The organism is Enterococcus viikkiensis (genome assembly GCF_005405345.1).
GTDB classification, from domain to species: domain Bacteria; phylum Bacillota; class Bacilli; order Lactobacillales; family Enterococcaceae; genus Enterococcus_A; species Enterococcus_A viikkiensis.
Genome location: NZ_BJDW01000003.1, coordinates 1 through 19,994, shown reverse-complemented (window position 1 = coordinate 19,994; position 19,994 = coordinate 1). Strand labels below are relative to the sequence as shown.

General features: G+C 42.8%; 15 protein-coding genes. 13 read left to right on the top strand and 2 right to left on the bottom strand.

Features of this window, described 5'->3' with window-relative positions; translation table 11 throughout:
* Positions 1–24: 24 nt before the first annotated feature.
* The 4 genes from smc (at position 25) to gshAB (ending at position 8,438) form a co-directional block, all read left to right on the top strand.
* Positions 25–3,618 carry a chromosome segregation protein SMC gene (gene smc, locus FFM67_RS02480; RefSeq protein WP_137613085.1) on the top strand — a complete coding sequence of 1,198 codons (3,594 nt, stop codon included), beginning with the start codon at positions 25–27 and terminating at the stop codon, positions 3,616–3,618.
* Positions 3,615–4,433 (top strand): Cof-type HAD-IIB family hydrolase, encoded by an 819-nt coding sequence (locus FFM67_RS02475; RefSeq protein ID WP_137613084.1) that lies wholly within the window; start codon positions 3,615–3,617, stop codon positions 4,431–4,433. The genes smc and FFM67_RS02475 overlap by 4 nt, the downstream gene beginning before the upstream one ends.
* The gene (gene ftsY, locus FFM67_RS02470; protein ID WP_137613083.1) at positions 4,434–5,897 is read left to right on the top strand and encodes a signal recognition particle-docking protein FtsY; all 1,464 of its coding nucleotides are present in this window, start codon (positions 4,434–4,436) and stop codon (positions 5,895–5,897) included.
* A 279-nt stretch (positions 5,898–6,176) separates the two neighbouring features.
* Positions 6,177–8,438, top strand: coding sequence for a bifunctional glutamate--cysteine ligase GshA/glutathione synthetase GshB (gene gshAB / locus FFM67_RS02465; RefSeq protein ID WP_137613082.1), 2,262 nt, complete (start codon positions 6,177–6,179; stop codon positions 8,436–8,438).
* A 72-nt stretch (positions 8,439–8,510) separates the two neighbouring features.
* On the opposite strand, the gene FFM67_RS02460 is transcribed toward gshAB, so the two are convergent.
* Positions 8,511–9,056 (bottom strand): LOG family protein, encoded by a 546-nt coding sequence (locus FFM67_RS02460; RefSeq protein WP_137613081.1) that lies wholly within the window; start codon positions 9,054–9,056, stop codon positions 8,511–8,513.
* A 41-nt stretch (positions 9,057–9,097) separates the two neighbouring features.
* Positions 9,098–9,502, bottom strand: coding sequence for a hypothetical protein (locus FFM67_RS02455; protein WP_137613080.1), 405 nt, complete (start codon positions 9,500–9,502; stop codon positions 9,098–9,100).
* Positions 9,503–9,604: 102 nt separating this feature from the next.
* On the opposite strand from FFM67_RS02455, the gene FFM67_RS02450 reads away from it, so the two are divergent.
* The 9 genes from FFM67_RS02450 to FFM67_RS02410 all read left to right on the top strand — a co-directional run bounded on the left by FFM67_RS02450 (position 9,605) and on the right by FFM67_RS02410 (position 18,954).
* A complete protein-coding gene (locus tag FFM67_RS02450; protein ID WP_137613079.1) occupies positions 9,605–10,504 on the top strand; it encodes a metallophosphoesterase in 900 nt (299 codons plus the stop codon).
* 14 nt (positions 10,505–10,518) lie between these two features.
* The gene (locus FFM67_RS02445; protein ID WP_137613078.1) at positions 10,519–11,865 is read left to right on the top strand and encodes a hypothetical protein; all 1,347 of its coding nucleotides are present in this window, start codon (positions 10,519–10,521) and stop codon (positions 11,863–11,865) included.
* A complete protein-coding gene (locus FFM67_RS02440) occupies positions 11,849–12,307 on the top strand; it encodes a YaiI/YqxD family protein (RefSeq protein WP_137613077.1) in 459 nt (152 codons plus the stop codon). Before FFM67_RS02445 ends, FFM67_RS02440 begins: the two co-directional genes overlap by 17 nt.
* 91 nt (positions 12,308–12,398) lie before the next feature.
* The gene (locus FFM67_RS02435; protein WP_137613076.1) at positions 12,399–13,463 is read left to right on the top strand and encodes a D-alanine--D-alanine ligase; all 1,065 of its coding nucleotides are present in this window, start codon (positions 12,399–12,401) and stop codon (positions 13,461–13,463) included.
* Between the two features lie 201 nt (positions 13,464–13,664).
* Complete coding sequence (locus tag FFM67_RS02430; protein WP_137613075.1) at positions 13,665–15,020, top strand: UDP-N-acetylmuramoyl-tripeptide--D-alanyl-D-alanine ligase; 1,356 nt, start codon at positions 13,665–13,667, stop codon at positions 15,018–15,020.
* Positions 15,021–15,351: 331 nt separating this feature from the next.
* The gene (cshA, locus tag FFM67_RS02425) at positions 15,352–16,911 is read left to right on the top strand and encodes a degradosome RNA helicase CshA (RefSeq protein ID WP_137613074.1); all 1,560 of its coding nucleotides are present in this window, start codon (positions 15,352–15,354) and stop codon (positions 16,909–16,911) included.
* A gap of 136 nt (positions 16,912–17,047) precedes the next feature.
* Positions 17,048–17,398, top strand: coding sequence for a holo-ACP synthase (acpS, locus tag FFM67_RS02420; RefSeq protein WP_137613073.1), 351 nt, complete (start codon positions 17,048–17,050; stop codon positions 17,396–17,398).
* A 19-nt stretch (positions 17,399–17,417) separates the two neighbouring features.
* Positions 17,418–18,545 carry an alanine racemase gene (gene alr, locus FFM67_RS02415; RefSeq protein WP_137613072.1) on the top strand — a complete coding sequence of 376 codons (1,128 nt, stop codon included), beginning with the start codon at positions 17,418–17,420 and terminating at the stop codon, positions 18,543–18,545.
* Between the two features lie 37 nt (positions 18,546–18,582).
* Positions 18,583–18,954, top strand: a complete 372-nt coding sequence (locus FFM67_RS02410; protein WP_137613071.1) for a type II toxin-antitoxin system PemK/MazF family toxin — start codon at positions 18,583–18,585, stop codon at positions 18,952–18,954.
* Positions 18,955–19,994 lie beyond the last annotated feature (1,040 nt).

Genomic DNA, 19,994 nt, shown 5'->3' with positions numbered 1-19,994 from the left:
TAGGGGAATTTTAGGAGGAACATTTTGTATTTAAAACGAATTGAGATTGCGGGCTTCAAATCCTTTGCGGATCGTACGAAGATCGAATTTGAGCAAGGTGTGACTGCGGTGATCGGTCCAAACGGTAGCGGAAAAAGTAATATCACCGAAGCAATCCGCTGGGTGTTGGGGGAGCAGTCTGCCAAAAGTTTGCGAGGCGGCAAGATGCCGGATATTATTTTTGCCGGTTCAGAATCTCGCAAGCAGCTGAATATCGCGGAGGTGACGGTGGTCTTAGACAATGCGGACCATTATTTACCGCTGGAATTTAGCGAAGTCAGTGTGACTCGTCGCTATCGCCGAACGGGCGAGAGCGATTTTTTCATTAATAAAAAGGCTTGCCGATTAAAGGATATCCAGGATTTATTTATGGATTCCGGATTAGGGAAGGAATCGTTTTCGATTATTTCCCAAGGAAAGGTCGAAGCAATCTTTGCTAGTAAGCCGGAAGATCGCCGGGGAATATTTGAAGAAGCGGCTGGTGTACTGAAATATAAGCAGCGAAAACGGAAAGCGGAACAAAAGTTGTTTGAGACGGAGGACAATCTAAGTCGCGTCCAAGATATTATTTACGAATTAGAAGATCAGCTGACTCCTTTGGCTGCTCAAAGCGAAGCAGCGAAGGAGTTTTTGGCGCTAAAAAAAGAATTGACGACAACGGATGTCAGTTTAACAGTCACTAAGATCAAACAAACTCGGGCAGCTTGGGAAGCAGCTAAAGTCGATTATGAATCGTTGTCGCAGACTGTGACAGACAAAGGTCATTTTATTCAAGCAACGGAAGAACAGCTAGGCGAACTGCGGGAAAAACGCAGTACCCTTGATGAACAAATTGAAAATGGTCAACAGCAGTTGCTGCATTTATCAGAAGCGTTGAAACAAGCGGAGGGTCAAAAGGAATTACTTAGTGAGCGTTCTAAGAATACCCAAAAAACCAGCGCCGAGTACCAAGGGACATTGATGGAGCAGCGAGAAAAAAAGGTCAGCTGCGAACAAGAGCTGCAAGCTGTCAAAGTGCAGTTGGCCAGCAAGCAAGCCGAAAAACTCGAGTTGGATGAAAAAATCCAACGATTAACTGAAGAAAGTGTCAAATACCAAAAATCGCCGAAAGAATTGTTGGAGGATTTGCGGGGAAATTACGTTGAATTGATGCAGGAGTCGGCCAATGTCAGCAATGAGCTGAAGTATTTGGAACGGCAATACAATCAAGAAACAGCTAAGAATCAGCAAAGTGTTACTCGCTTTGAAGCCTTGCGGGAACAGTTGCAAACATTGACAGCAGAACAAGCTGACGCGCAGCAGGCTGTGATCGAGTTGGAATCCCGCTTACAAACAGAGCAAGGGGCCTATCGTCAACTAGTCGAAGAAAAAAATGCGACGCAACAACAACTGCAAAAAGAACAACAGCTGATGTACGATTTAATGAGTCAAGTCCAACAAGCACGTGCACGACAAAAAAGCCTGCAAGAGATCCAAGAAAATTACAGCGGCTTTTACCAAGGTGTCCGCAGCGTGTTGCAGCACAAAGAGCAACTAAGTGGAATCGTCGGCGCCGTTGCTGAATTGATCCAAGTACCCGAGGAATACACTTTAGCGATTGAGACGGCTTTAGGGGCAGCGGCTCAGCATATCATTGTCGAAACTGAAAAGGATGCTCGTCAAGGCATTACCTTCTTAAAGCAGCAACGCAGTGGTCGAGGGACTTTTCTACCGTTAACCACCATTAAGCCGCGGAGTTTGGCTGCCCATCATTTGCAAGCAATCCAAGAGACGGAGGGCTTTTTAGGGGTAGCTAGTGAGCTGGTTGCTTTTCCAGAGAGTGTCGCCCCTGTGATGCAGAATTTACTAGGCGGGATTGTGATCGCTCGCGATTTGAATAGCGCCAACCAATTGGCTCGCCAAGTCCGGTATCAAGTGCGGGTCGTGTCGCTAGACGGAGATGTGATGAACGCTGGTGGTTCCATGACCGGTGGTGCGACGAAGCAAGGCAATCGCGGAAATTTATTTAATCAAAGTCATGAATTGGCGGAATGGACTAAGCGCTCCGCGGAGATTGATCAGGCACTGCAGGCCAAAGAAAAATTTGTTCGTCAGCTGCAGACCAAAGTGACTGAACAAAATGAAGAGCTAGAAACCATTCGGACACAAGGTGAACAGACCCGCTTAGCATATCAAGAAGCGCAAAGCGGTGAAAAACGAGTGGGCTCGGAACTAGCACGATTGGAGAAAGAACAAGCGCTGTTTTCTTATGAAGCCAAAGAGCTGGAAAGCTTCTTGACGGATTATCAAAAACAAAAAGCGGACTTAGAAAGACAGCAAGCGACCTTGCAACAGCAGCAGGCAGACGTCAACCTTGAAATTCAGCAGTTGAATCAAGAAAGCGATCAGTTGGAAGAAAAACGTCAGAAAATCACCTTTGAGCTGAGTCGTTTACAAGCAGACTATGCTGTCTTAGAAGAACGTTTGATGTATTTAGAACGCCAAACCTTGAATCTTGAAAGTCAGTTGCAGGAGCTGGATAGTCGGATCCGTAGTTTGGAGAATCAATTATTGGCCTTATCTAGCGATTCTTCGGATCATGAAGAGACAGAAGAGAGCTTAAACCAGCGTTTAGTTGAACTACGCGCGGCGCGCAAACAATTACAAGAAGAATTAGTTGACTGGAAGCAAGCGCGTCAAATCTTACAACAAAAAGTGGACCAAGCCGATAATGCATTGACTGCAGCCAATCGGGAACAGAAAAATTTATTGGCCCGTCAATCCCAAGCCGATGTTCAGAAAAATCGCTATGAGTTGAAACTGGACAATGCGCTGGCTTACTTGCAAGAGGAATACAGCTTGACCATTGAAGGGGCCCAAGCCCAAGCCGATGAGGAAATTGATCAACAAGCTGCTCAGCAAGAGGTGGCTCGCTTAAAACAAGCGATCGAAAAATTAGGGCCGGTGAACTTGAATGCCATCGAGCAATACACGCAAGTTGAAGAACGCTACGATTTTTTAACAACACAGCGCGATGATTTGCTGTCAGCGAAGGAACAATTATTTGAAACGATGGATGAGATGGATGACGAGGTTAAAAGTCGTTTTTACGAGACGTTCCAAGCGATTCGCGAGAAATTCAAAGTCGTCTTTCCGAATATGTTTGGCGGCGGCCGTGCGGAGTTAGTTTTGACGAATCCTGAAGATTTGTTAAATACCGGGATTGAGATTGAAGCCCAACCACCGGGTAAAAAGTTGCAAAGCTTGTCCTTACTTTCTGGTGGTGAACGAGCCTTGACGGCAATCGCATTGCTATTTTCAATCATCCAAGTCCGCCCTGTTCCTTTTTGTGTATTGGATGAAGTGGAAGCGGCGTTGGATGAAGCCAATGTGGCCCGCTTTGGTCGCTATCTGAGTGCCTTTCAAGAGGATACACAATTTATTGTGGTGACTCATCGAAAAGGAACGATGGAAGCGGCGGATGTATTGTATGGGGTCACAATGCAAGAATCGGGCGTTTCAAAAATTATTTCGGTACGACTGGAAGAAGTCAAAGCTGACGGGGAATTTCCAGTTAAGGAAGGAGAACTTCGATCATGATAAAATTAATTGCCATTGATTTAGATGGCACACTATTGACGGATGCAAAAACAATTTCTGATACGAATAAAGCTGCCTTGGCTCAAGCAAAGGCACAAGGGGTCAAGATCGTGATCTGTACGGGCCGTCCGCTGATCGCTATCAAAGAGTACTTAGCGGAATTGAATCTGCTGGATGCGGATGACTATTCTATCACTTTCAATGGTGGCTTGATTCAAACCAATACGGGTGAAATTTTAGGCAAGACCGCGATGGATTTGGCCGATGTCAAACACATCTATCAATTATTTGTGGAACTGAATTTGCCGACAGATGTGTTGTCGGATGCCTTTAGTTTCCAACTTGCGTCCTCAATGGAGCATCCTTCGCTTTATCCGACGATGAATAAAGCACTGACCTATGTTGAAAAAACAGTCGAAATCTTAGAAGAAAATGCCCTATATAATAAAGTTGTTTCGGCAACCGAGCTAGACTATTTAGATCAGCAGATTGCTTTGATACCGGAAGAGGAATACGAACGGTTTGAAATCTTTAAAACGCGCCCTAATTTATTAGAATTTATGCCTAAGGGTGTGACGAAAGCATTTGGTCTTTCTGTTTTAGGTGAACATTTAGGAATTGCGGCCAATGAAATGATGGCCTTAGGGGATGAGGCCAACGACCTTTCAATGATCACCTATGCGGGTGTTGGTGTGGCGATGGAAAATGCGACCGATGGTGTCAAATCAGCTGCTAACTTTGTGACTGGCACGAACCAAGCAAATGGCGTTGCACAAGCAATCCAAAAATTTGTATTTGATGAAGGAGGGTTTTAGATGGGATTATTCGACCGTATAAAGAAAGCTTTTACCGGAGAAACGACGGAAGAACCTGAAAAGAAAACGGATGAGCTAGACGATCAAGCCAGCCTTACTTCTGATGAGGTGCCAGAGTCTAGTTCGGTTGAAGCAACTGAAGAAAAGACGGCTGTCAAAGAGGAAATTTCAGAAAAAAGTGCTGAAGCCATCGAGGAAGCGCTGGAAGAAGCCAGCCAAACGATCGATGTGCCGACACAAGAAATGCCATCACCGGAAGTAACGGAACCAGAGAAATCAGAATCAGTGGAATCACCAGTTACTGAGGAAGCGCCGAAGGAAGGCATCGAAGTACCGACGGAAATACCTGGAGTAGAACCAGAACAGATTAAAGCGGAAGAACCAGCAGAAACGAGCCTTCCGACCGAAACAGTCGAACCTGCCGAATCAACAGAGCCAGTTGCAGCAGAGACGATTGAAACGGAATTGCCTGAAGCAGAACCAGTTCAAGCAGAACCAGTTCAAGAAGAAACAGTTCAAGAAGAAACAGTTCAAGAGAAATATGACAAAGGTTTGGAAAAAACCCGTAAGTCTTTTGGCGAGCGAATGAATGAATTGTTTGCCCGTTTTCGTCGAGTAGATGAAGATTTTTTTGAAGAGTTGGAAGAGACCTTGATTGGTGCCGATGTCGGTTTTGATACAGCTATCCAATTGACGGATTCTCTACGACAAGAAGTGAAATTGAAGAATGCGAAAAAACCTGCGCAGATTCAAAATGTCATTATTGAAAAATTAGTAGGCATTTATGAAGCAGAAGGGATCAATGAAAACAATCAAATTAATCTCCAATCTGATGGCTTGAGTGTGATTTTATTTGTTGGCGTCAATGGTACCGGTAAAACTACTAGTATTGGGAAATTGGCGAACCAATATAAAAATGAAGGAAAGAAAGTCCTATTGGCAGCAGCCGATACTTTCCGAGCAGGGGCAATCGATCAGTTAGTCGTTTGGGGCCAGCGCTCAGGTGTGGAAGTCGTTCGTGGTAATGCTGGCGGTGATCCGGCGGCAGTGGTGTTTGATGCAGTGGATAAAGCGAAAAATGAAAACTACGATATCTTATTGATTGATACTGCCGGTCGTTTGCAAAACAAAGTCAATTTGATGAACGAGTTGGAAAAAATCAAACGGATCATTCAGCGGGAATTTCCCACGGCCCCACATGAAGTCTTATTGGTAGTGGATGCCACTACCGGTCAAAACGCTTTGGTCCAAGCTCGTCAGTTTAAAGAAACGACAGACGTAACTGGGTTAGTGCTGACTAAGTTGGACGGCACAGCCAAAGGCGGGATCGTCTTAGCGATCCGCAATGAATTGCACTTGCCAGTGAAACTCGTCGGTCTAGGCGAAGGAATCAATGATCTGGAAGCCTTTAATCCAAATGATTTCGCAGAAGGGCTATTCAAAGGCTTACTGAAAGCAGAATAAAAAAACTGTTGAGCAGTCTAGCGCCCCCAAAGGTTCGAATCTTTGGAAAAGGCGCGACGAAGGCTCAACAGTTTTTATTTATTTTTGAAGCCGAGAGGGGCAGATCAGCTGACAGACGTGTGGCGATCAGGGATGCCTATTTTCTCGATCATTCAACGAATCTTTTTGTTTCCCTTAATTAATTTTCATTCTATAAATAAAGCGAATTTTTTTTCTAAGCATTTCCGTTCTGTTTCCGTATTTTTTTCTATATAATGTAGCGTGGGAGGCTTCAGACAAATGAATATTAAAAAAATGATGGCACAAGAAAAGGTACAGCCTTTCTTGCTGCAAGCACGTTATGGGATTGAAAAAGAAAGTCAGCGAGTTACTTTGGCTGGCGATTTAGTACATACCGACCACCCGCAAAATGTTGGGGATCGCAGCTTTCATCCTTATATCCAAACAGATTTTGCGGAGACGCAGTTAGAATTGATCACTCCAGTGACGGAATCCGTGGCTGAAGTGTTGGCCTACTTGGAAGCCGTTCATGATGTGGCTCAGCGCAGTATGAACGAAAATGAAATGATGTGGCCATTCTCGATGCCGCCAGCTTTACCAGAAAAGGAAGAAGACATTCAAATTGCTAAGCTCGAACGTCATGCGGATGTGTTGTATCGTCGTTATTTAGCTCGTGAATACGGCAAGCGGAAGCAAATGGTCAGCGGGATTCATTTCAATTTTGAGTACGGCTTGGATTTGGTCCATCAATTATTTTTGGCTCAAACAGAAGAAGCGTCGTTAGAAACCTTCAAAACCCGCTTATATATGAAAATCGCACGGAACTTTTTACGTTACCGTTGGCTGCTGACGTATTTATTTGGCGCTAGCCCATTGAGTGAAGCGCGTTACTTTGATGAGGAAGATCGTCCGAAAGAACCGGTCCGTAGTATTCGGACAAGTCACTATGGCTATGTCAATAAGCCAGATGTGCAGGTTTCTTATGAATCCTTGACCCGCTACAGTGAGGATTTAGCGGAAAACGTCGCCCAAGGACGTTTGTCAGAGGAAAAAGAATTTTACGCGCCGATTCGAATGCGTGGCGGGAAAAAAGTCGCGGATCTATTTCATACCGGCATTCGGTATGTTGAGCTACGAAACATTGACTTGAATCCCTTTGATCGTGTCGGAATCAATGCCGAAGAGATCGAATTTATTCATCTATTCATGTTGTACTTACTTTGGACGGAAGAAAAATTATCCGCTGATGAGTGGGTAGCGGAAGGCAATCGGATCAGCGATGCCGTTTCCTTAGAACATCCAGCAGAACCGACTGCTTATCTAGCAGAAGGTCAAGCAATTTTTGCTGAGATGCTGGAAATGATCGATGAGCTGGATCTAACCGGAAAAGAGTTAGTGAAATCATATCAGACTTGGTTAGAACATCCGGAAGAAACGTTAGCTGCTAAAATTTTAGCGCTGGATGAAGCAGAGGGCCAAGCAGCGGTAGCAACGAAATTGGGTCGTAAATTTTACAATCAAGCCCACGCGCATCCGTACCAGTTGGCGGGTTTCCAAGAAATGGAACTATCGACTCAAAACTTATTGTTCGATGCGATTCAAAAAGGGATCGAGACAGAAGTGTTGGATCGTCAAGATCAATTCGTCAAGTTGCAGCATGGTACCCACCAAGAATTAGTTAAAAACGGCAACATGACCAGTAAAGATACGTACATTGCGCCGTTATTAATGGCGAATAAAACCGTTACAAAGACGGTCCTTGCTCGAGCTGGCTTCCGCGTACCTGAGGGGGAGACCTTTGGTTCAATCGAGCTGGCCAAAAAAGCCTATCCCCGTTTTGCGCAGAAGGCTTTCGTGATCAAACCAAAATCAACTAATTTCGGTTTAGGGATCACGATTTTTAAAGGTGCGACCTCGATCAATGATTTTAATGCGGGCTTGACACTGGCTTTTAGCGAGGACAGCGAAGTGATCATTGAAGAATTTATGCCGGGAACGGAATATCGCTTCTTTGTGATCAATCAAAAAGTCCAAGCCGTGTTACTGCGGATTCCCGCTAATGTAATTGGGGATGGAGAACGAACGATTGCAGATTTAGTTGCTGAAAAAAATGCCGATCCGTTGCGAGGAAATAATCATCGCTCGCCATTGGAAAAAATCCAATTAGGTGAGATCGAGAAATTGATGCTGAAAGGCCAAGGCTTGCAAGTCGATAGTGTCCCTGAAGAAGGCCAACAAGTTTTCTTACGGGAAAATTCTAATGTATCGACTGGGGGCGACTCGATTGATGTGACCGACGAGACCCACGAAAGCTACAAGCAATTAGCAATTGATGCGGTAGCGGCTTTAGGGGCTGCAATCAGTGGGATCGATTTGATTATTCCAGACATCCATAAGCCGTATGAAACGAAAGCAGATTATGGCATTATTGAGGCTAACTTCAATCCGATGATGCATATGCATATTTACCCTTATGCCGGAAAGAGTCGGCGTTTGACTTTAGACGTACTGCGCTTTTTATATCCAGAGATGACCATCTAAGCGTGAAAAAGGACCTGTGACGAATTGCGTCACAGGTCCTTTTTTTATAAAATGATTTGTCACTATTCCGCTTCACTTGGCGTAATACTGTTGAATAAATAGTTCAATCTCTGTTAAGGAAGGGCTGAATAAGACTAATTGCCGATCGGCTTCAGAAAGAAATTTTTGAGTGACCATCTGATCAAAAAAAGCACGCAGTAGTTGATAATAGTCGTTAGCGTCAAAGAAAATACACGGCCGATTATTTTGCCCAACACGGGCCCAGGAATAAGCTTCAATGATTTCTTCTAATGTGCCTATTCCACCTGGCAAAGCAATACAAACATCCGCGTTTTCCATGATTCTTTTCTTTCGTTCATCCAAATCTTTTACCGAGATCAGTCTGGTCAAGTCGGTGTGGACTCGTTCAGGCTGGGCCAAAAATTCTGGCATGACACCCGTAACTGACCCGCCGGAGGCTAACACTCGGTTTGCCACGACACCCATCAATCCCAGTTTTCCGCCGCCATAAATTAAGTCATGATCTTGCTCAACGATCCATCGTCCAAGTTTCTCGGCAGCTTCTTCATAGGCGGGATCGATTCCTAAGTGTGCACCGCAATAAACCGCGATTCGCATAGGCTTGCCTCCTGATTCGTTTATTCGTATGAAGCCGCAGGTTAAAAATCTCTCACTTGTTCAATCGTCTGTTTGGTTTCTTCGACTACGAGCCCCGTTTTGTCTTCCCACCAAACTTTCATTTCTGCTTCGTACGTTTCTGGGAAGGCATTTACTTTTTCTAAAAGCGGTTCGCCTTGCCAGCGGGCGTAAGGGAAATTCATCGCTAAATTGAATTTCAATTCAGTCAATAAACTATAATATTGGAACATCATATAATACATTTCTTCGTCATCATTGCTGGCTAAAACTAAAGGTGCTCGATCCAGCATGAAACCTAAACTGCGCATCATAAAAAGAAAGGCCGGCAGCTGTTCCGTTTCGATATCCTCGACCTCCTTTAAAACATCAATGTGTAAATCAAGCGCTTGCAATAAATCGGTTTGAAGATTCTGATAAGTGACCATGTGCATGACCTCCCGCTTCTTTTCTTTCATTATATCACGTGTAGCTTTTGATTCGCATTATTACAGTGAGTTGCGTAAAATAGATGAGAAGGAGACGGTCAGATGGGGAAATTAGCAGTCATCACGGATTTACATGCCGATATTAATCACTTAGGAGCTGCGGAATTGGCAAAGCTGTTCGACTTATTGCGGGAGCAAGCGGTGACTCGTTTGCATTTTGCAGGAGACAGCGCCAATAAAATTCAGCAGACGTTAGCAGTTAACCACTATTTTAGGGATCAAGGTCTGCCGACCACCTTTAATCTTGGCAATCATGAAATGGGGAATATCAAAGGGGAAGCGATGATCGAGCATTTTCCAGATAGCCATTTTTTGAATCTCCGCTATCTGCCTTTAAACGAGCAGACCGTTTTGTTAGGCTTTAACGGCTGGTATGATTATGGGTTTTCTGAATTAAAGGACCCACAAAAGATTCGTTCCATGAAAAATATCTATTGGTTTGATCGGATCATTGAACGATTTGCCGATGATCAAACGGTGGATCAATTTGTGCTGGGAGAATTAAAAATGATTCTAGACGACTTAGCACAGAAACAATATCAAGTCATCTTAGTGACCCATTTTGTTCCTAAAGCTGAATTTATCGTCCAGCTAAGTGGAAAATATCAAATATGGAATAAGTTAAATGCTTTTCTCGGTTCACAGGCATTAGGCGAATTATTGGATCAATACAGCAATGTTAAACAGGTCGTTTTTGGTCATACCCATCGCCGCTTTGATGATCTAGAAATCAATGGGACGCGGTATAGTTGCCGACCACTGGGGTATTATTATGAATGGCAGATCACTAGGGATTTTGTATTGGATAATCATTTGGCTGACGCTTTTATTCCCATGAAGATGCGCAGTTTATTAAATAAACACCAAGCGGAATTCGCACAATATAAAGAAGAACATTTAATAGAGGAATTTCAACAAGCTATCACGTTGATTCCTTATTAGTGGAAGGGATTTTTATGGAAGCAATTAAGCAGTTTTTTCGTCAATTTACCCGCACTACGCCGTTTGTGTTAGCCAACATTATGATTGTGGTGCCTTATTTATTATTTATCCATTTACTGGATTTTAGTAGCAGTATCTCAGCCCTGCCCTTTGTTTTATTTTATACTTTTCGGATGACCGGAATTTTTTTGATTCGCGGACTTCATCGTGCGATTGATCAATACACGCTGTTGATGGTGGCACTATTGCTCGGTGGAGTGGGTTCTTTTTTAACTTTAGCTGGGGCATTCCACGCCAATTTCTATTTGTTAGGCAGTTCTTTTTTAGGGCTCAGTGCCTCTTGGCTGGCACCAGCCAATACGAGTGTCACCTATTTGGAAAGAGAAAAAGGCTATCAAACGATGACGATATCGTTGTATTTGGTCGCGCTAATTGTTTTATTGCCGCTCTTTTTAGCATTGACCTTAGCATTACCCGTGCAAACGATTCTTGTACCGATCATTTTAGGCTTTTATTATATTTGTGCGTATCACACGGTCAAGCATTACCCTCACTATGAACTAGATTTTAAAGAACTGACGAAAAATGTTTTTTCAGTACCAGAGCTGATGTGGTTTCTATTATATTTTGTGGCGCTCTTTTTATTGCGCAGCAGCCGTGCATTCGTGGATGAAACATTACTAGGTACGGGAATTTTCTTGTTCGTCGGGATTTTTATTTTGGCATTGCTAGTGATCCATCGCCAGAAGGATCGTTTGAAGGTACCGCTGTGGCAAAATGCACTGACTTTTTTAAACGGTATGTTTGGCAATTTTATTTTTTTATTTGGTACTTTTTATGTGACTGTCTTTAAAGGGATTCCCGCTCAAGCGACTTTATTATTTTTACCCTATTTGTTGGGGGTCATTGCCTCGCTTTTATTTGCGAATAAGCTACGAAAAAAATTTAGCAATCCTTTCATTGTTCAATTAGTTGGCTTGGCAGCTGGGCTCGTGCTATTAAGTTTGCCGCAGCTATTCCCCATTGCGATTTTTGTTTTGACTTTTTTCCAAAATGGGACTAGTAGCTGGTTAAGCCGCATGTATTATCAAACGGCAGGGATCGAGAAAAAGCAACGAATTACCGCAAAGTTTTCGATGTCAAATAAGGGTAGTATTACCCATCAATTTTTATTAATGATTTTTATGCTAATCGCCTTACAGTGGCGGGGAATGCCTGCAAAGGATGTATTATTGCTGAATACATTACATAATTCCGCCGTTTTTGCTATGATGAATGAAGTGAAATTCACCTCGATAGTCCTATTGTTGCTGGGACTGTTAGTGGTGGGAAGGATGGGGAAAAATGCGTTTGGTGATTGATGGCGATGGTTCGCCAGTGAAAGATACGACGATCGAGATCGCGCAGAAATATTCCTTACCAGTAGTGATTGTGACCAGTATCGATCACTACTCAAAAAAAGAATATCCGGCGTTTGTCGAATTTGTGTATGTCGATCGCGGCGCTGATTCCGCCGATTTTAAAATTGTTTCATTGATCCAGCCACAGGATTTTTTGATTACGCAGGATTATGGCTTGGCTTCATTAGTTTTACCAAAAGCGGAGCATGTGCTGCATCAAACGGGGATGGAATATACGCAGATGAATATCGACAGCTTGCTGACTCAACGATTTATCGGGAGTAAAATGCGACAAGCAAAGCAGCGAACGAAAGGGCCAAAACCCTATACGAATGAGGATCGACAGCATTTTATCACCACGCTGGAAGGCTTGATCCAGCAGTCACAACTGTCATCAAAATGATAAGCTTCGTAATACTTGTAAAATTTCTTTTTGGGGATTATGATTTTTGTGCTAAAATATGAGGGATCAGAAAGTAATGGAGGATACTCAGTTGAAAATTATTTTACTTTATGGTGGGAAAAGTCCAGAACACGATGTAGCGATTTTATCGGCTTTTTCAGTTATTTCTGCGGTTTATTTTGATTATTATCAAGTGCAACTTGTTTATATTGATAAAACCGGTCAATGGGTCAAAGGCCCTTTGTTAACGGAAGCACCAGAAACAGATGAAGTGTTGCGCCTGACTTGGGATACAACTGGAAATGTTGTTGAAGGATTTAGCGGCAAAGTTATTGCTGCAGGAGATATTAAAGAAGATAATGCGATCGTTTTTCCGGTTTTACATGGCCCTAATGGTGAAGATGGAACGATTCAGGGCTTTTTAGAAACGTTAGACATGCCTTATATCGGGGCTGGTGTAATGACGAGTGCTTGCGCGATGGACAAGATTATGACGAAATATATCTTGCAAGCTGCCGGTATCCCGCAAGTTCCTTTTGTGCCGGTCTTGAAAAACCAATGGAAAGAAAATCCAAAACAAATTTTTGATAAATGTGAAGGCACGTTGTTGTATCCAATGTTTATCAAACCAGCAAACATGGGATCAAGTGTCGGCATTACGCGCGCTGAAAACCGTGAAGAATTACAAAATGCCTTACAAGAAGCCTATCGGTATGACTCTCGTGCCTTAGTTGAGCAGGGTATCGACGCCCGTGAGATTGAGGTTGCTGTACTAGGAAATGACGACGTGCGGACGACCTTGCCAGGTGAAGTCGTGAAAGAAGTCGCCTTTTATGATTACAATGCGAAATATATCGATAATACGATTCAAATGGCCATTCCCGCTGATGTCCCAGAAGACGTGATGCAAAAAGCTCGGGAGTATGCTAAATTAGCCTATACGATGTTAGGTGGCACTGGCCTTAGCCGTTGTGATTTCTTCTTGACCAACAAGAATGAATTGTTCTTGAATGAATTAAACACGATGCCAGGCTTTACTGAATTTAGTATGTATCCTTTATTATGGGAAAATATGGGCTTGAAATACGGCGACTTGATTGAAGAGTTGATTCAATTAGGGATGAAGCGCTATGAACAGCAAGCTGCTTTTGAATAATACACAAATAATTAAGCACCAATGATGTTAAATCAGAACTTGAGACCTGATTCTCTAGGAATTAGTCTCAAGTTCCTTTTAACCATGTCCGGCTTTCCAACACAATAGAGCTTTTTGAGAATCAGCAAAAATAATTGCAAAATAAAGCAGGTTGGCAAAGTCTTTCTTAATAGTCTGAAACAAAAATTTGGGAGGAACACCATGAATTTTACAACGACAATCATCAAGAAGGCCGTTCAAGGTGAAACATTGACGGAAAATGAGGTGACCGTTACTGGTGTCGAATTTGATTCACGAAAAATTTCTGCTGGCGATTTATTTGTTCCGTTGAAAGGGACAAATGATGGTCACGAGTTTGTGTCAAAAGCGATTGAAAATGGCGCAACTGCTACTTTATGGAGCAATGATCCAGCGACAGCACCGGAAGGAATCGCAGTGATTTTAGTGAAAGACACGCTACAGGCATTCCAAGCTTTAGCTAGTTATTATTTACTGGAAGAAAATCCAGATGTGATTGCTATCACCGGTTCAAACGGAAAAACCACTACCAAAGACATGACCGAATCCGTTCTTAGCCAAAAGTTTCGGACGTATAAAACGCAAGGGAACTATAATAACGATATTGGCTTGCCTTATACTATTTTACATATGCCAGAAGGAACAGAAAAACTGATCCTTGAGATGGGCATGGATCACGCAGGTGAAATCAGTGTTTTATCTGAGTTGGCAGAACCAGATGTAGCGGCAATCACGATTATTGGGGAAGCCCACATTGAAAATCTAGGTTCAAGAGAAAAAATTGCGGATGCGAAAATGGAAATCACCACCGGCTTAGCTTCGGATGGACTGTTGATTATTCCAGCGGATGAACCGTTGCTGATGGAACGCGCACAGTCTCTTTCGCAAACAATTGAAACATTTGGCATTCAAACCGGTGAATTATCAGCGTCGATTTTAAACGAGGCTAAAGGTGCGACTGTCTTTTCTGTCGATGACAACGGCTATCAAATTCCGCTGCCCGGCAGCTACAACGTGCAAAACGCCTTGATTGCGATGGCGATCGGACGTTGGTTTGGACTAGGAACGGATGAAATTTTCCAAGGACTGGCGTATGTCCAAGTGACACAAAATCGGACGCAATGGTTGAAAGCTAGAAACGGCGCAGATATTTTAAGCGATGTGTATAACGCGAATCCTACAGCGATGGGTCTCGTATTAGATACCTTTGCAAAATTACCGACGGAAGGCCGCCGCTTGGCTGTTTTAGCGGATATGCTTGAATTAGGCGAAGAGTCGTATGCACTCCACGCGAGTATGGTGGAACATATCAACGACCAAGACTTTCAAGAAATCTATTTATACGGTGAAGAGATCAAAGGCTTGAAGGTCGCTTTAGCTGATCGTTACCCAACGTTAGCGGTTCACCACTTCAATCAAGAAGCAAAACAGCTACTGATTGCGACTATCAAAGCGAGTTTACAAGCAGAGGATAGCATTGTTCTGAAGGGCAGTAATGGAATGGGCTTGATTGAAGTTGTGGAAGCTTTACAAAAATAGTGAAAACTTGCAGAAAACGTAAGGATATGTTAGAATGAGCCATTGCCGAGAAATGAAGTAATGATTGAATGAGTCATCCAATAAATTAAAGATTCGCCAGTAGCAGGTAAAACTGGCTTACCAGTTATTTTGAGAAGGGTTGGAGCATTTTTCAGATGAAGGATGTTTCAGCCACTTTTTGTGAGAGGTGATCCTTCCGCGTGACTTCGCGGAGCGGTTTTTCGGTAGTATCGCCAGGAACATCAGCTTGTATTTACAGCTGCAGACTGCGAATGGATACCAAAACATACGCTCTAAATGATAAGGTCAACAGACATTAGGAGGATATCATTTGAAATTCAAAGAACTAAAATTAGCACCAGAACTATTAGTAGCGATCGAACGCTCAGGTTTTGAAGAAGCGACACCGATCCAAGAGCAAACTATTCCTTTAGCATTAGCCGGAAAAGACGTGATTGGACAAGCACAAACGGGAACAGGGAAAACAGCCGCTTTTGGTTTGCCGATGTTAGATAAGATCGACACAACTAAAAATGTTTTACAAGGTCTTGTCATCTCACCAACTCGTGAACTTGCTATCCAAACGCAAGAAGAATTGTTCCGTTTAGGCCGCGACAAAAAAATTCGTGTCCAAGCCGTTTATGGTGGCGCAGATATCGGCCGTCAAATTCGCGGATTGAAAGATCGTCCACATATCGTTGTTGGTACACCAGGACGGATGTTGGATCATATCAACCGCCACACCTTGAAATTAGAAACCGTTGAAACATTAGTCTTGGATGAAGCAGACGAAATGTTGAACATGGGCTTCTTAGAAGATATCGAAAAAATCATCAGCAAAGTCCCTGCTGAACGTCAAACATTATTGTTCTCAGCAACAATGCCTGACGCAATTAAGAAAATCGGCGTGAAATTCATGAAAGAACCTGAACACGTGAAAATCAAAGCGAAAGAAATGACAGCTGATTTGATCGATCAATATTATGTTCGGGCAAAAGATTACGAAAAATTCGACGTAATGACGCGCTTGTTTGATGTTCAAACACCAGACTTGGCGATCGTTTTCGGCCGTACAAAACGCCGTGTTGATGAATTAGCTCGTGGTTTAGAAGCGCGCGGCTACAAAGCTGAAGGAATCCATGGGGATCTTTCACAACAAAAACGGATGAGCGTGTTACGTTCATTCAAAAAAGGCGATCTTGATATTTTAGTAGCGACCGACGTGGCTGCACGTGGACTAGATATCTCAGGTGTCACACACGTTTACAACTACGATATTCCACAAGATCCAGAAAGCTATGTTCACCGTATCGGCCGGACTGGTCGTGCTGGTAAAGGTGGTATGTCCGTAACTTTCGTGACACCAAACGAAATGGGTTACTTGCATGTCATTGAAAACTTAACGAAAAAACGCATGAACCCAATGCGTCCGCCAACCGAAAAAGAAGCCTTCAAAGGTCAACTTGGTGCGGCGATGGAAGAAATCCAACGTCAAATCGGCGAAAATTCTGATACGTTGGAAAAATACAATGAATCCGCTCAAGAATTATTAGCCGCTTATTCTCCAGAAGAACTAGCAGCATTATTATTGAAGACGATCGCCAAAGATCCTTCAGATGCGGTTCCTGTAAAAATCACACCAGAACGCCCATTGCCTTCAAATAAAAAAGGTGGCTTCAATCGTGGCGGTGGCGGTAAACGCAATAATAATAACCGTGGCGGCGGACGTGGTAAAGACAACTACCGTAAAGATCGCGACCGTAACAGCTCTAGCCAAAAAAATAAAAACTACGGCGGCAACAAATCACGTAGCAATAGTAACAACAAAAACACGAACCGCAGCAACGACAAAAAACGCGGCTTTGTGATTCGGACGAGTTCGAACGATTAATAATCAAACCATCAATCTTTTTGATTGATGGTTTTTTTATTCGTTATCAAAGTTTTTATAGAGATTCTTTGAAAAAAACATAGCATTTAAAACAGTCTTTGGTAAAATAAAGATGTTACGCGAGAGGGTTGAGAGTATGATCAAAGGAATCGGGATTGATGCGACAGAGTTAGATCGAGTGGCAAAAATCATAGAGCGGCGGCCACATTTTGTGGAACGGATCTTAACGCCTGCTGAACTGGCCCTTTTTGCTAGTCATTCTTCGCATCGTCAGGTAGAATTTTTAGCAGGACGGTATGCATGCAAGGAAGCTTTTTCCAAGGCTTGGGGAACTGGGATTGGAAAAGTAAGTTTTCAAGAGTTAGAGATTTTACGAGATGATAACGGTGCACCCGCCTTTACAAAATCACCTCACCAAGGGAAAGTGTTTGTTAGCTTGACCCACACTGAGGAACTAGCGATCGCCCAAGTATTGCTAGAAGAATAGAAAGAGGGAAATTCAGTTTATGGTTGTAACGTATCATCGGCCTACTAGAGCTATTATACATAGAAGTGCAATGAGAGAAAATATAGAGCATGAGATTGCGCGCCTGCCAAAAGGGAATGAACTTTTTGCCGTTGTTAAAGCGGATGGTTACGGCCATGGGGCGATTGCTACGGCACAAACCGCCTTGGCTGCCGGAGCAACGGGTTTTTGTGTCGCCACACTGGACGAAGCAATCGAGCTGCGTGAAGTGGGGATTACAGAGCCAATTTTAGTGTTAAGTGTGGTTTTTCCAAGTTATTTATCGTTGGTCGCTGATTATGATTTGTCTATTACCGTAGCGACACAGGAATGGTTGGAAGAAGCGCAAGAAGTATTGAATGATTTATCAGAAACCACTGCACCAATCAAAATTCATATCAAAGCGGATACTGGTATGGGCCGGTTGGGTTTTCTGTCACCACAGGAAGTTAAAACAGCTGCGGCTTTTATCGAAGCTTCACCCAATATGATTTGGGAAGGGCTCTTTACACATTTCGCTACGGCAGATGAAAAGGATGAAAGCTACTGGCATAAACAGGTGACACGATTTAAAGCTGTTACGGACGCATTGGATCATTTACCTCGTTATGTCCACTCAAGTAATAGTGCAACGGCTTTATGGCATGATCACGAGATGCCTGGTAATATGATTCGTTATGGGGTTGCGATGTATGGCTTGAATCCATCCGGGCATGAATTGGTAGAACCTTACGTTTTGAATCCTGCGATGGAACTCGTTTCAGAACTGATCCAAGTCAAACAATTAACTGCCGGTGAAGGGGTTGGCTATGGCAAAACCTATGACACTCCTGAAGCTGAATGGATCGGTACTGTTCCTATCGGGTATGCGGACGGCTGGTTGCGAAAAATGCAAGGTTTTTCATTGTTAGTTGAAGGTGAATTTTGTGAGATCGTTGGTCGTGTTTGTATGGATCAGCTGATGATTCGTTTGCCGCGAGCGTATACAGTTGGGACAAAGGTGACCTTGATCGGTAAGAATCACGGACAAGAGATTCCGATGCAAGCAGTAGCGGATCATTTAGGAACCATTCACTATGAAGTTTGCTGTACGCTGTCAGAACGGGTACCAAGGATTTATCAAGATTAGAATAAAAGCAATTATTTTAGGTTTTGGGAGGTAAAATATGGTTAAACGTGGTGATATCTATTTTGCAGATTTATCGCCAGTTATTGGTTCTGAACAAGGAGGGATTCGCCCGGTGCTTGTGATCCAAAATAATTTAGGCAATCATTTCAGTCCAACGATTATTATAGCGGCGATCACAGCCAAAATGGCGAAGCCTAAATTACCTACACATATTGGAATCAAATCGAATGGCACTGGAATTGAACGGGATTCAGTGATTTTATTGGAACAAATACGAACGATTGATAAATCAAGATTGAAGGAAAAAGTCTGCCATTTGGATCATTGCTCAATGGCGGAAGTCGATAGAGCACTACGGATCAGCGTTGGGATTGACACAATGTCAGCAGTTACTCCGAATTTTACATAAGATCAATCGGGATGCATGTATGCTATGAATGTTTTGCCTTTTAGTGGTTAAGGTGAGAGGTCCATGGCATATTTTTTTGTTCAAAAGTTTGTAAAATAATAGACTAAGATAATTAGATTACGAGTAGCGCTCTGAGACAAATTTATAAGGTGAGGCGCTGTTCACCGCCACTAGGAGAGGTGATTGGATCTTAGTAAGCTGATCTTGAGTGAATATCTCTACCGGTAGTGAGATTTCCTTGCCGACTTCTTTGTCCCACATTTTGATAGGGCAGCGGGTGTCCGTGGAAGGAAAGGCGATTCGGCTGTTTTTTTTGCGGTGGGGTAGTTGTTTCTTTTGGCTCTCGTCCCTATGTTATGATTTTGTGAATGACGGTTTTGTTATATAAAGTTTTGTTATATAAAGCTTTATTATGTAAGGTCTCTTTTGGAGCTGTTTTGTTTACTTTTGATGAAGTTTCTTCCGTGTTTTCCGAATGCACTTTTTATTGGAAGATTTTTATTTTTTGAACAGCGATGAAGACGATTCGATCGTCGTAGTCTTTCCCATCTTTCGTAGGTAAAATAAGAACGTGTCTACCGATTTTACACGTACTAGTAGTGATCTTGGTGCAATTTAATTTAAGCAGTTGGGATGAGAAGAGTTACAGGGACTGGTGGTAAGCCTATCTATGCCATCATTTTTAACGAACTGTTCTTCTAGCTCATTTTGCTAAGCGCCGGAAATAGAGAAGAAACGTTTTGGGACAATTGTTAAGAGCAGGCATGCACGAACAACCAAAATAATTAATTGCTCTTTTTCGCTATCTTCAAAAAGATATCTTTTTGAAGATTTGTCTAGATAAAGGATAGATGAATCATCGAAAATACAAATAACAAAATTATTATTTGAATTTGTTATTTACGAATTTAGATTAGATGAATATCAAGATTCCACCGTTTTTAAAAGGTTATTTTATGATATCGCCGATTGTAAAATTAAGCTAGACAACTAAAAAAGCCATTTGTGCTACACTCAAAATAGTTCTGACCAAAGAATTA